This is a genomic window from Arsukibacterium sp. (assembly GCF_033722355.1).
GTDB lineage: Bacteria > Pseudomonadota > Gammaproteobacteria > Enterobacterales > Alteromonadaceae > Alishewanella.
This window is the reverse complement of the sequence record NZ_JAWVZF010000072.1, coordinates 1-13,292: the sequence shown is the minus strand read 5'-3', so window position 1 is coordinate 13,292 and position 13,292 is coordinate 1. Positions and strand designations below refer to the sequence as shown.

13 protein-coding genes are annotated in these 13,292 nt (G+C 51.2%); 3 read left to right on the top strand and 10 right to left on the bottom strand.

From position 1 onward, the window contains the following. On the bottom strand, window positions 1–653 hold a 653-nt coding region (locus tag R3177_RS08395), incomplete at its 3' end, for an NAD(P)-dependent oxidoreductase (protein ID WP_318970592.1). 85 nt (window positions 654–738) lie between these two features. Then, window positions 739–1,218: a glutathione peroxidase gene (locus R3177_RS08390; RefSeq protein WP_318970591.1), complete on the bottom strand. Its 480-nt coding sequence runs from the start codon at window positions 1,216–1,218 to the stop codon at window positions 739–741. A 146-nt stretch (window positions 1,219–1,364) separates the two neighbouring features. Between R3177_RS08390 and R3177_RS08385 the strand changes: the two genes are divergently transcribed. Next, the gene (locus tag R3177_RS08385; RefSeq protein WP_318970590.1) at window positions 1,365–2,246 is read left to right on the top strand and encodes an NAD(P)-dependent oxidoreductase; all 882 of its coding nucleotides are present in this window, start codon (window positions 1,365–1,367) and stop codon (window positions 2,244–2,246) included. A gap of 40 nt (window positions 2,247–2,286) precedes the next feature. Here the strand turns inward: R3177_RS08385 and R3177_RS08380 are convergent, their stop codons facing one another. The 8 genes from R3177_RS08380 to R3177_RS08345 all read right to left on the bottom strand — a co-directional run bounded on the left by R3177_RS08380 (window position 2,287) and on the right by R3177_RS08345 (window position 11,318). Continuing rightward, window positions 2,287–2,946: a CoA transferase subunit B gene (locus tag R3177_RS08380; RefSeq protein WP_318970589.1), complete on the bottom strand. Its 660-nt coding sequence runs from the start codon at window positions 2,944–2,946 to the stop codon at window positions 2,287–2,289. A gap of 10 nt (window positions 2,947–2,956) precedes the next feature. Beyond that, the gene (locus tag R3177_RS08375; RefSeq protein WP_318970588.1) at window positions 2,957–3,658 is read right to left on the bottom strand and encodes a CoA transferase subunit A; all 702 of its coding nucleotides are present in this window, start codon (window positions 3,656–3,658) and stop codon (window positions 2,957–2,959) included. A gap of 393 nt (window positions 3,659–4,051) precedes the next feature. Beyond that, window positions 4,052–4,966 carry a hydroxymethylglutaryl-CoA lyase gene (locus tag R3177_RS08370; protein ID WP_318970587.1) on the bottom strand — a complete coding sequence of 305 codons (915 nt, stop codon included), beginning with the start codon at window positions 4,964–4,966 and terminating at the stop codon, window positions 4,052–4,054. After that, a complete protein-coding gene (locus R3177_RS08365; RefSeq protein WP_318970586.1) occupies window positions 4,963–6,948 on the bottom strand; it encodes an acetyl/propionyl/methylcrotonyl-CoA carboxylase subunit alpha in 1,986 nt (661 codons plus the stop codon). Before R3177_RS08365 ends, R3177_RS08370 begins: the two co-directional genes overlap by 4 nt. A 2-nt stretch (window positions 6,949–6,950) precedes the next feature. Beyond that, window positions 6,951–7,757 (bottom strand): enoyl-CoA hydratase/isomerase family protein, encoded by an 807-nt coding sequence (locus tag R3177_RS08360; RefSeq protein WP_318970585.1) that lies wholly within the window; start codon window positions 7,755–7,757, stop codon window positions 6,951–6,953. Window positions 7,758–8,100: 343 nt separating this feature from the next. Continuing rightward, window positions 8,101–9,708, bottom strand: coding sequence for a carboxyl transferase domain-containing protein (locus R3177_RS08355; protein WP_318970584.1), 1,608 nt, complete (start codon window positions 9,706–9,708; stop codon window positions 8,101–8,103). A gap of 1 nt (window position 9,709) precedes the next feature. Continuing rightward, on the bottom strand, window positions 9,710–10,879 hold the full coding sequence (locus R3177_RS08350; RefSeq protein WP_318970583.1) for an isovaleryl-CoA dehydrogenase: 1,170 nt from the start codon (window positions 10,877–10,879) through the stop codon (window positions 9,710–9,712). A gap of 34 nt (window positions 10,880–10,913) precedes the next feature. Then, window positions 10,914–11,318: a MerR family DNA-binding transcriptional regulator gene (locus R3177_RS08345; RefSeq protein WP_318970582.1), complete on the bottom strand. Its 405-nt coding sequence runs from the start codon at window positions 11,316–11,318 to the stop codon at window positions 10,914–10,916. Between the two features lie 276 nt (window positions 11,319–11,594). Between R3177_RS08345 and R3177_RS08340 the strand changes: the two genes are divergently transcribed. Then, entirely contained in the window at window positions 11,595–12,788 is a 1,194-nt protein-coding gene (locus R3177_RS08340) for an acetyl-CoA C-acyltransferase (protein WP_318970581.1), read from the top strand. Window positions 12,789–13,029: 241 nt separating this feature from the next. After that, a partial coding sequence (locus R3177_RS08335; RefSeq protein WP_318970580.1) for an aldehyde dehydrogenase family protein occupies window positions 13,030–13,292 on the top strand: 263 nt, incomplete at its 3' end.

Genomic DNA, 13,292 nt, shown 5'->3' with positions numbered 1-13,292 from the left:
TTTGCCAGTGAGTCGGTATTGATCAAATGTTTAGTAGCCGGAGTAAGCGGACAGTGCAAACTGATAATGTCACTTTGCGCATAGAGCTCATTGAGGCTGACATAGTGTTCTGCCAGCGCTTTTGCCGGCTCAATATCATAGCAGAGCAGTTTACAGCCAAACCCTTTTAATATGCGGGCGGTTGCCATCCCAATCCGGCCAGTGCCAATTAAGCCTACAGTCTTGCCATGCATATTAAATCCGAGCAAACCATCAATCGCAAAATTGTCATCTCTGACCCGGTTAAAGGCTTTATGCAGTTTGCGGTTTAAGGTCAGCATCATGGCAACCGTATGCTCTGCGACCGCTTCTGGTGAGTACGCAGGAACCCGGGCTATTCTGATGCCCAGGGCTTTAGCGGTTTCCAGATCAACATTATTAAAACCGGCACAACGCAGGGCGACCATCTCTATGCCCATTTCGGACATTTGCTTAAGCACGGGCGCCGACAAATCGTCGTTTACAAAGGCACAAATAGCATGGCAACCCTGTGCCAGTTTGACATTAACGGCATTTAAGCGGCTGTCAAAATAGCTGAATTGCAGGCTCGGATCAGCCCATTGGTTAAAGCCGGCTTCATCATATTTTTTGGCACTGAACACAGCAACTCTCATCGGTAACCTCGCGCTTATCTGCGGTCCGTTATTTTCTGATAAGTGTAGATCAGCTGATGTTGACATTATTAGCGCCAGATCAAATTTACAGCAGTTCTTCTATCGCCTGGGCGATGCTGCCGGGTTTCGTCCGGGGGGCGTAGCGTTTAACAACTTCACCCTGCTTGTTTATCAGAAACTTGGTAAAATTCCATTTAATGGCTCGGGTTTTCAGCAAGCCACGGGCACTGTCTTTTAAATGCTCGAACAGCGGTGATGCTTTAACGCCATTAACATTCACCTTGGCCATAACCGGAAAGCTCAGGCCATAGTTCAGCTGACAAAACTGTTGAATGTCCTGATTGTCTCCCGGCTCCTGGTTTCCAAACTGGTTACACGGAAAAGCCAGCACAACTAAGCCACGGTCTTTGTACTGCTGATACAGCGCTTCCAGCTGCTGATACTGCGGGGTAAAGCCACACTGACTGGCGGTATTAACAATCAGCACGACGTTACCCTGATAAGTCGCCAGATCGACTTCCTGACCCTGGCCATTTTTCACTTTAAACTGATGAATACTGGTCATTCTGTTTCCCGGTTAAATTTTGAAAATTGAAAATGGTTTGGCTTTGCCAATACTGCAGCACGCTTTATCTTCACTCAGCCGCTTTCTTTTAGATGGCTAAGTTTGTAAGCTAACAGCTTATCATTTCATAGCTATAAGTCATTTTTATGTCAATTGAGAGTAAAGGTAAAGTCGCGTTTATCGGTCTGGGCGTAATGGGTTACCCGATGGCGGGCTATTTGCAACAGAAAGGCTATCAGGTTTGTGTCTATAACCGCACTGCTAGCAAAGCGCAGGCCTGGGTTAAACAATATGCTGGCCGCTCTGCCACCAGCCCTGCGCTGGCCGCCGCAGACGCTGAGCTGGTGTTTATCTGTGTCGGTAATGATGATGATGTCCGCTCAGTGGTTTATGGCGATAACGGCGTGCTGGCGACAATGCCTCGTGGTGGCGTGCTGACAGATCATACCACCGCATCGGCGGAATTAGCCCGTGAGCTCAGCGAAGCTTGTAAAGCAAAGCAAATCGGCTTTTTGGATGCACCGGTATCCGGAGGTCAGGCCGGCGCTGAAAAAGGCGTTCTGACCGTTATGCTCGGTGGCCAGCCGTCCGCGTTTGATAAAGCGCAAGCGGCCATTATGAGCTATGCACGCTGTGCTAAATTGCTGGGACCGGCCGGATCAGGGCAGCTGGCGAAAATGGTTAACCAGATTTGTATTGCCGGTGTGGTGCAGGGCCTGGCCGAAGCACTTAGTTTTGCTCAGAACGCAGGTTTGGATGGTGCAGCCGTCGTTGAGGTTATTTCACAGGGCGCCGCCTCATCCTGGCAGATGCAGAACCGCTCGCAGACCATGCTGGATGGTAAATACGATTTTGGTTTTGCCGTTGACTGGATGCGCAAAGACTTAGCGATAGCCTTAAATGAAGCGCGCAAAAACGGCAGCCATTTACCTTTAACGGCGTTGGTAGACCAGTTTTACAGCGAGGTTCAGCAGATGGGTGGCGGCCGCTGGGATACCTCCAGCTTGCTGGCCAGGCTTAAGCGATAAAAAAAGGCGCCGTGGCGCCTTTTCTGTTATGACTGGGACGTCAGTTAAATACCATCTCCGGGATTTCCCCTGCAACGACCAGTTTACCGGCCGTTTTCTGCTGAATTTCCTCAACAGTAATGCCCGGAGCACGTTCCAGCAGATGGAAAGCACCGTTACGTACTTCCAGTACCGCGAGATCGGTAACGATTTTCTTCACACAGCCAACGCCGGTCAGCGGCAGGGTGCAGCTTTCTAACAGCTTGCTGTTACCGTATTTGTCGGCGTGGGTCATGGTCACGACAATGTTTTGGGCACCGGCGACTAAATCCATGGCGCCGCCCATGCCTTTGACCAGTTTGCCCGGGATCATCCAGCTGGCGATATTACCGTTCTGATCCACTTCAAACGCCCCCAGTACGGTTAAATCGACATGGCCGCCACGGATCATGGCAAAGCTTTCCGCTGAGCTGAATATCGCCGCACCCTTAATGGCGGTGACGGTTTCTTTACCAGCATTAATCATATCGGCGTCAAGCTGTGCTTCAGTCGGGTAGGGCCCCATACCCAGCAAACCGTTCTCCGATTGCAGCATGACTTCAATGCCTTCGGGCACATAATTGGCTACCAGGGTAGGAATACCAATACCCAGATTAACGTAGTAACCATCTTCTAATTCCTGCGCAACGCGCATTGCTACCTGTTCACGAGATAAAGCCATCGTTGCCTCCTTAACCTTGCCGCACCATACGACGTTCGATGCGTTTTTCAAAGCTGCCTTTGATGACGCGCTGCACGTAAATACCCGGGGTGTGAATTTGTGAGGGTTCCAGTTCGCCCGGCTCGACAATTTCTTCTACTTCCGCCACGGTAATTTTACCGGCGGTTGCGGCCATCGGGTTAAAGTTCATTGAGGTGTGGCGAAATACCAGGTTGCCATAACGGTCAGCTTTCCACGCACGCACTATGGCAAAGTCGCCGGTAATGGCAGGCTCGAGTACATAGTGGCGGCCATTAATCTCGCGGGTTTCCTTGCCCTCGGCTACCGGGGTGCCGTAGCCGGTGGCAGTGAAAAAAGCGGGTATACCGGCACCGCCGGCGCGCATTTTTTCGGCCAGGGTGCCTTGCGGAGTCAGTTCCACTTCCAGCTCGCCACTCAACAGTTGTTTTTCAAACAGAGCGTTTTCACCGACATAAGAGGCCACCATTTTTTTGATCTGCCGGTCTTCCAGTAAAATGCCCAGGCCAAAGCCGTCAACACCGCAGTTGTTTGACACCACAGTGAGATCTTTGGTTTTCATTTTCTTGATCTGAGCAATTAAGCCCTCTGGTATACCGCATAAACCAAAGCCACCGGCAATCACGGTCATACCGTCCTGCAGGCCGGCCATGGCGTCTTCGTAGCTATGTACGACTTTATTAAACCCTGCCATTTGTTGTCCTCTGTTCTTTGCTGAACTTTATTGTAGAGCTGTTCTTCGACTTCGCTGCTGCTACGTGTATTTTTGTCTGCGACACGCCGTGAACCCCTCCCTGGGGGCTCGTTTATGAACTTCATCCGTGAAGTTCACCCTTCGGGCCAGCGGAGCTGTTCAAATTCGTTCCTGACGAATTTGTCCGCCCGTCCAGGGCTTCAACGGTCTCAGAAAAAATCACATCCGCATCCGCTTGCATCTGTGCAGAGGTTAGCGCGCAGTACACTTTGGCCGGAACCGTGTTTTTCATGGATGAAAAACAGGAGCCTACAGGGACGTATTTACGGCGTGTTTCGGCAAAGTTGTACGGAGTGCTTACCGTGTTCGAAGAACCTTTGTTTCTGCTGTTAACTAACCACCAGTTTGCTTGCACTTGGCCTTAAGTGCCAATCCTACTTTAGAACTAGGCTGCTTGCCGAGCTTGCCGGTGATAAACCAGCCGGCCTCTGCCAGGGCGGTTAAATCGATACCATGCGAAATGCCCAGGCCATTAAGTAAGTAGACCACATCTTCGGTGGCCACATTGCCCGACGCACCGGCAGCATAAGGGCAGCCGCCCAAACCGGCCACTGCACTGTCAATAACGCTGATACCGCGGTTAAGTGCTACATAAATATTGGTCAGTGCCTGGCCGTAGGTATCATGAAAATGCACCGCCAGTTTTTCTGCGGGTACCACAGCCAGCACGGCATCGAGCATCGCGTTAACAGTATTCGGTGTGCCGACACCAATGGTATCGCCCAGTGAAATTTCGTAGCAGCCCATCTCGAGCAAGGCTTTCGCTACCCGGGCGACTTCAGAAGGTGCCACTTCACCCTGATAAGGGCAGCCAACCACGCAGGATACATAGCCACGCACTTTCATGCCGTCAGTCTTAGCTGCTGCCAGCACCGGTGAGAAGCGTTCCAGGCTTTCGCTGATAGAACAGTTAATATTTTTCTGGCTGAAGGCTTCTGATGCCGCGCCAAATATCGCCACTTCTGTGGCGCCAGCTGCTTTGGCTGCTTCGTATCCCTTTAAGTTAGGTGTCAGCGCAGCATAAGTAACCCCGGCTTTGCAGCTGATGCCGCTAAATACGTCGCTGGAGTCAGCCATCTGCGGCACCCACTTTGCGGAGACAAAGGCTCCACTTTCAATGTAGCTGTGGCCGGCAGCGCTTAACATGTCGATCAGCGCGATTTTATCCGATGTGCTGACGCTTTGCTCATTTTGCAGGCCATCGCGCGGGCCGACTTCTACTATCCGGACCTGTTTTGGCAGGCTCATGCTTCCTCCGCACTGAAATCAACCAGTTCAGCACCATCTTTTACCAGATCGCCGGCGCTGTAAAATACTTCATTTACCACGCCATCTGTCGGCGCCTTAATGCTGTATTCCATCTTCATCGCTTCCATCACCACCAGAGTTTCACCGGCTTTGACATTAGCACCGGCTTTTGCCATCACGGCAACAATAGTGCCGTTCATCGGTGCCGTTAAGCTGCCGGCATGCTCACTGCTGTCCAGCTCGGTCGTAACCTCAGTGCGGTAAATAAAATCGTAACGATGATGCTTGATAAAGACACTGATGGTGTCCTGATACCGACTAACCCGCACCTTGGTTTTATGATCGCCCAGCGTTGCACTAAGCTCATCGCCATTAAGTTGTGCCTGGCAACAAATTTGCTGGCCCTGCAGCTCAACCAGATAATGTTGCTGCTGTTCACGGACGATTAATTGCTCTGCCTTATCGTCATGAATTAAATTCAGCAGTACTGTCGGCGTTTCATTTAAACGCCAGCCATGGCTGTATTGCCACGGGCTTAAGCTGGTATTGGCCGTAACCGGCGCTTTTTGCTGTTCTAAGATAAACAGCGCTGCCAGCACCAGCGCCTGATTATCTTCCTTGCTGGCCGGAGCAAACAGATCGACCTGATGCTGATTGATAAAGTTGGTATCAAGTTCAGCCGCTTTAAATGCCGGATGCTCAGTTAAGCTTGTTAAAAAGCTTAAGTTAGTGGTAACACCGGCAATCCGGTAATCATCCAGTGCCCGCAGCATACGGGCAATGGCTCGGTCACGGCTCTCATCCCAGACAATAAGTTTGGCAATCATCGGGTCGTAGTAAGGTGATACCTCGTCATTTTCAACAACACCGGTATCGACCCGCACATGACGGCTGGCTTCAGGCTGGCGTAAATAAGTCAGTTTGCCGGTTTGCGGCAGGAAATCGTTATTGGGATCTTCTGCATACACCCGAACTTCAATGGCGTGGCCATCAATCTGAACTTCATGCTGGCTAAGTGGCAGGTGTTCACCGGCGGCTACCAGTAACTGCCATTTAACCAGATCCTGACCGGTGATCATCTCTGTTACCGGGTGCTCTACCTGCAACCGGGTATTCATTTCCATAAAATAAAAGGAACCGTCTTCATCAAACAAAAACTCAACGGTACCGGCGCCGCGATAATCGATAGCTTTGGCAGCCTTTACCGCCGCCTCACCCATGGCTTTGCGCTGCTCATTACTAAAATGCGGGGCAGGGGCCTCTTCAATCACTTTCTGATGACGACGCTGAATAGAACAGTCGCGCTCGGCTAAATACACGGCATTACCGTGATTATCGCAAAATACCTGAATTTCAATATGGCGCGGTTTGGTCAGATAACGCTCTATCAGCATTTTATCGTTGCCAAAGCCGGCTTTAGCTTCCCGCCGGGCACCGGCCAGGGCATCACTGAATTCTTCTTTTTTCCAGACGACCCGCATGCCTTTACCGCCGCCACCATAGGCCGCTTTTAACAGCTGCGGGTAACCAATGTTGACTGACTCACTGCTGAGTTTTTCATCTGACTGATCATCACCATGATAACCGGGCACCAACGGCACCCCGGCATCGGCCATAATTTTTTTAGCAGCACTTTTCGAGCCCATCGCAGTGATAGCACCCACCGGCGGGCCAATAAACACCACACCGGCGTCGCTACAGGCTTTGGCAAAGTCTTCGTTTTCAGATAAAAAGCCGTAACCCGGGTGGATCGCTTGTGCGCCGCTTTGTTTGGCAATATCGATAATCTTATCGCCGCGCAGGTAGGAATCTTTGCTGGGTGCCGGCCCCAGCAGATAAGCCTCATCAGCCATTCTTACATGACGGGCATTGGCATCGGCTTCTGAATATACCGCGACACAGCGAATGCCGAGCTTATGAGCGGTATCGATAACCCGACAGGCTATTTCGCCACGGTTAGCTATTAATATCTTGCGGAACATACTTATTTGTCCTGTAACGAATGCTGTAACCAGTTAGGGCGGCGTTTTTCCAGAAAGGCTGCCAGGCCCTCCTGGCCCTCGCTCGACACCCGGATTTCGGCAATAGCCTGGGTGGTATGTGCCACCACATTGTTGCTGATTTTGCGATTATAAATATTGTGAATAAGGCTTTTTGCCGCGCTGATCGCAGCCGGACTGTTTTGCAGCAGGCCATCGATAATGCTGTCGGTTTTTTCAGTCAGTTCAGTGGCAGCGGTAACCTCGTGCAGCAACCCCAGCTCTTTTGCAGTAGCAGCACTAAAGCGCTCGGCGGTTAAAAAATAACGCCGGCTTTGCCGCTCGCCCAGCGCCCGCATTACATAGGGGCTGATAACGGCCGGAATAAGGCCAATTTTAACTTCGCTCAGACAAAAGCTGGCGTTGTCGCTGGCTAAGGTAATATCGCAACAGGCAACCAGGCCAACAGCGCCGCCAAAAGCGGCTCCCTGTACAACGGCCACGGTGGGGTTAGGGAATTTGTCCAGCTTGTGCATCAGCATGGCCAGCTCGTTGGCGTCGTCCAGATTCTGCTGATAGTCTTTTTCAGCCATCGAGCGCATCCAGTTTAAATCGGCGCCGGCAGAGAAATTTTTACCAGTGGCGTTTAACAGCAACAGCCGTACGTCCGGATTGGCAGCCAGCTGGTCGAGTACCTGGATCAGTTCGGCAATCATCAGGTCGTCAAAGGCGTTATGAACTTCGGGCCGGTTTAACGTTAAGCTGGCCACGCCGCGCTGGTCGATACTTACTTGGGTGTAAACCTGGTTCATTTTCTCTCCGAAAGTGTATTAGCTTTTGGTATGGCTCAGTAATAGCCGGCCAGCGCCTTTCTCCGATATCGCGGTTGCTGCGTGTATTTTTGTCTGCGACACGCCGTGAACCCATCCATGGGGGCTCGTTTCCGCCCGTCCAGGGCTGCAACGGTCGCCGAAAAAATCACATCCGCACCCGCTTAATCCTCGTAGCAGCAAGCGCACAGTGCACTTTGCTCAGAACCGTGTTTTTCATGAATGAAAAACAGGAGCCTACAGGGATGTATTCACGGCGTGTTCTGACAAAGTTGTACGGCGCGATTGCAGCGTCTATGGCCAAAGCACCTGACAACCACTTGCATCACATCCTAAACACACCAAACTTCGTCTCTTCAATTGGGGCATTAAGTGCTGCGGCCAACGCCAGGCCCACGGTCATCCGGGTTTGAGCCGGGTCAATAATGCCGTCATCCCACAAACGCCCGCTGGCGTAGTAGGGGTGACCCTGTTTCTCATACTGCTCAATAATCGGTTTTTTCAGGGCCTTTTCGGCCTCTGCCGACAGCGTTTCGCCTTTTCGGGCCAGGCCATCTTTAGTGACCTGTGCCATGACACCCGCTGCCTGCTCGCCACCCATTACTGAAATTCGGGCATTTGGCCACATCCACATCATGGTAGGGTCATAGGCGCGGCCACACATACCATAGTTGCCGGCGCCATAGCTGCCGCCAATAAGCACCGTAAATTTAGGCACTTTGGCACAGCTCACCGCCATAACCATCTTGGCACCGTGCTTGGCAATCCCTTCAGCTTCATACTTTTTACCAACCATAAAGCCGGTAATGTTTTGCAAAAACAGCAGTGGAATTTTGCGCTGGGCACACAATTCAATGAAGTGAGCGCCTTTCTGAGCTGATTCTGAGAATAAGATCCCATTATTGGCGACAATGCCTACCGGATAGCCGAAGATGCGCGCAAAACCGCAGACTAACGTCGCGCCATAGTATTGCTTAAATTCGTCAAAATCAGAGCCGTCAACCAGCCGGGCTATCACTTCTTTAACATCGAAAGGTTTGCGCAGGTCGGTACCGACAATGCCGTACAGTTCTTTAGCCTCGTATAGCGGCTCTTGCGGTGCTTTCACATCCATTGGCTGTGGCGCCGGCCGGTTTAAGCGGCTTATGGCATTGCGGGCCAGTTGCAGCGCGTGTTCATCATTTAACGCATAATGATCGGCCACCCCGGAAATTTTGCAATGGACATCAGCCCCACCGAGCTCTTCAGCAGACACTTCTTCACCGGTGGCAGCTTTCACCAGCGGCGGGCCGGCTAAAAAGATAGTGCCCTGTTCTTTAACGATAATGCTCTCGTCTGCCATTGCTGGCACATAAGCGCCGCCGGCAGTACACAGGCCCATTACCACGGCAATTTGCGGAATACCTTTGGCTGACATATTAGCCTGATTAAAGAAAATCCGGCCAAAATGCAGTTTGTCGGGGAATACCTCATCCTGCCGCGGTAGATTGGCACCGCCGGAGTCGACCAGATAAATGCAGGGCAGGTGACACCGCTCAGCGATTTCCTGCGCCCGCAGATGTTTTTTAACAGTCAGCGGATAATAGGTTCCGCCTTTAACGGTGGCGTCATTGGCGACAATCATACACTCAACGCCACTGACCCGGCCAATACCGGCAACCACGCCGGCACAGGGAACATAATCATCGTAGCATTCCCAGCCGGCAAACTGACCCACTTCCAAAAATGGCGAGCCGGGATCCAGCAGCTTCTGAATGCGCTCCCGCACAAATAACTTACCCCGGGCCGTATGACGGGCAATTAACGCTTCGCCGCCACCGAGTTTAATTTGCTGTACTTTATTATTCAGATCATCCAGCACCGCCTGCATGGCATCGGCGTTTTTCTGAAATTCCTCAGTACGCGGATTAACTTTACTTACGATCTTGGTCATATCAGTTCGACTCAGTGAATAACTCGCGGCCGATCAGCATCCGGCGAATTTCTGAGGTGCCGGCGCCAATCTCATACAGTTTGGCGTCTCGCAGTAAACGACCGGTAGGATATTCGTTAATGTAACCGTTACCTCCCAGCAGCTGAATAGCATCCAGTGCCATCCTGGTGGCAAGCTCTGCCGAATACAGAATGACCGCCGCGGCATCTTTGCGGGTCGTTTCACCGCGATCACAGGCTTTTGCTACCGTATAAACATAGGATTTAGCGGCATTCATCTGGGTATACATATCAGCCAGTTTGCCCTGTACCAGCTGGAATTCGCCAATAGCCTGACCAAACTGTTTGCGATCATGAATATAAGGGACAACGACATCCATACAGGCCTGCATAATGCCCAGCGGACCGGCCGATAACACCACGCGCTCGTAATCCAGACCGCTCATTAATACTTTAACGCCACCACCAACCTGGCCCAGCACGTTTTCAGCCGGTACTTCACAGTCTTCAAACACCAGCTCGCAGGTATTGGAGCCACGCATGCCTAATTTATCCAGTTTCTGGGCGGTGCTGAAACCTTTGCTGCCACGCTCAACAATAAAAGCAGTAATGCCTTTGCTGCCGGCATTAACATCGGTTTTAGCGTAAATTACATAAGTATGGGCATCGGGGCCGTTGGTGATCCACATTTTATTGCCGTTAAGGATGTACATGTCACCTTTCTTATCAGCTCGCAGCTTCATGCTGACGACATCTGACCCGGCATTAGGCTCACTCATCGCCAGGGCGCCAATGTGCTCACCTGAACAAAGTTTTGGCAGATATTTCTGTTTTTGCGCTTCAGTGCCGTTACGGAAAATCTGGTTAACACACAGATTAGAGTGGGCGCCATAAGATAAGCCGACAGAGGCTGAGGCGCGGCTGATTTCTTCCAGCGCGACGACATGCTCTAAATAGCCCAGGCCAGAACCACCGTACTTTTCATCAACAGTAATACCGAGCAGGCCTAAATCACCGAACTTACGCCATAACTCATTCGGGAATTCGTTTACCTGATCAATGTGCTCAGCACGAGGGGCAATTTCTTCCCTGGCGAAGGCGTTAACCTGCTCGCGGATCATATCGACGGTTTCGCCTAAATCGAAGTTCAGGCCTTTATAACTGCTAATCATGGTAAATCCCCGTTAACTGTGTAGGTAAAACTGCTTAACCAGTTTTAGATTGTTTGGCATCGGCTAAGGTGTCGCGGCAACGTTTTTCAACGGTGACCAGCTCCATTAGCACCACTTTAATATCATCCAGTTGCTGATGCAGTTCGGCTTTTTTCTGCTCAATTAATCTCAGCATGGTATTTAACTGGGTAACGCTGCTTTTATCCGCATCATACAATTCAAACAGCTGGCCGGTCTCGGCCAGGCTGAAACCAAGGCGTTTGCCCCGCAGGATCAGTTTTAAACGAACCCGATCGCGTTTACTATAAATGCGGGTCTGGCCATTGCGTAATGGCGAAAGCAGCCGCTGATCTTCGTAAAACCGAATACTGCGGGTAGTAATGTCGAACTCTTTAGCCAGCTCGCTGATACTATAGGTTTTTTCTTCTTTTTCTATCATGACTGCCTTCCGGAAAAACGCCACCAACTATAAGTGAAGTTTACGTAAAGGTAAAGCTGTGACATGGCATTGCAATTGTGCAAAGTGGCAATTTAGCGGGCTTTGTAAAGCAAAAATGCCAGAGGCTGCTGGTCTGACTGTACAGTTTCCTGCACCATTTTCCGAACTATGAACGAGAGTCACTACCATAGTGTTAGTTGGTTGACGTTGGCGTAAACGTAAATTTGGTGTAGGCTCTTGGGCATCTTTTCAGGCCAACCTTGATAGGAGAGCAAAATGGCTGCTGATAACAAAGAACAAAGTATTGTAATCGTTGCTGCAAAACGTACCGCGATTGGCGGCTTTATGGGTGGCTTAGCCGGTGTTGATGCCACCGTATTGGGTGCGACCGCGATTAAAGCTGCCGTGGCGCAGGCGGGAATTAACGTTGATAAAATTAACGAAGTTATCATGGGCAATGTGCTGCCAGCCGGCTTAGGCCAGGCACCGGCGCGTCAGGCGATGTTAAAAGCAGGCTTACCGTTAGCGGCAGGCGCTACCACTATTAATAAAGTATGTGGCTCAGGCTTAAAAGCAGTCATGCTGGCTAATGATTTGCTGCGTGCCGGCAGTGCGGATGTTGTGGTGGCCGGCGGTATGGAGTCAATGTCAAACGCCCCTTATCTGCTGCCTAAAGCCCGTGCCGGTTACCGGATGGGCCATGGCGAAATTAAAGATCATATGATGCTCGATGGTCTGGAAAACGCCTACGACGGTAAGGCGATGGGCTGTTTTGCCCAGGATACGGCCAATGACAAAAAAATTACCCGTGAGCAGATGGATGCCTTTGCGGTGCAGTCGACAACCCGGGCTCAGCAGGCGATTGCCAATGGCAATTTCGAGGCCGAAATTACGCCGGTGACCTTCCAGACCCGCAAAGGCGAAGTAACCTTTACCGTGGATGAAGAGCCAGGCAATGCCAAACTGGATAAGATCCCCGGTTTAAAACCTGCCTTTGCCAAAGACGGCACCATTACTGCCGCAAATTCCAGCTCGATTTCTGATGGTGCGGCGGCGCTGATCTTAATGCGCGAAGCTGATGCCACAGCGCAGGGCGTCAAACCACTGGCCCGGATCGTTGCCCATGCCACTCATTCAATGGGACCTGAACTGTTCACCGTTGCGCCAGTTGGCGCCATGCAGAAATTATTGCAAAAAGCCGGCTGGGACAAAGAGCAGGTTGATTTATGGGAAATTAACGAAGCCTTTGCCATGGTCACCATGCTGGCCATTAACGAGCTGGGTCTGGATGAGGCCAAAGTCAACGTCAACGGCGGCGCCTGCTCACTGGGTCACCCGATTGGTGCCTCTGGTGCCCGTATTCTGGTTACTCTTATTCATGCCCTGCGTAACCGCGGCCTGAGTAAAGGTGTGGCCTCGCTGTGTATTGGTGGCGGTGAAGCCGTGGCCTTAGCAGTTGAAGTTCTGTAACTGCGGTAAAAACGAGAGCAAGTGTGAGGTTGGAATCCCGTTAGCACAGCCACAGAGTGTCTGAGTGAGCGAAAGCGAGCGAGTTGCTGTGGCGAGCATAACGGGAGTTGCAACCGGTAACGTTGCACTAAGCAAACGTTGCACTGAAAGAACCAGCTTTAAATTACAGTATGTCAGCATATTTTAATAATTAGATCTATTAGCGCGCTGGCAACACCCCCTAACAACCGGGAGAAGCAATATGACACAACAGGTTAAGCATTTTATCGACGGCGAGTTCGTCACGTCAAACAGTGACAAACTGATCCCCGTCACTAACCCGGCTACGCAGGAAGTGATAGCTCAGGTGCCTTGCGCCACTAAAGAAGAAATGACCCGGGCGGTAGAGTCGGCCAAAGCCGCGTTTTTAACGTGGAAAGAAGTTCCGGTCTCTGAACGCGCCCGGTTAATGATGCGCTTTGCCCATCTATTAAAAGAGCATCAGGCCGATATCGCTGACATTAT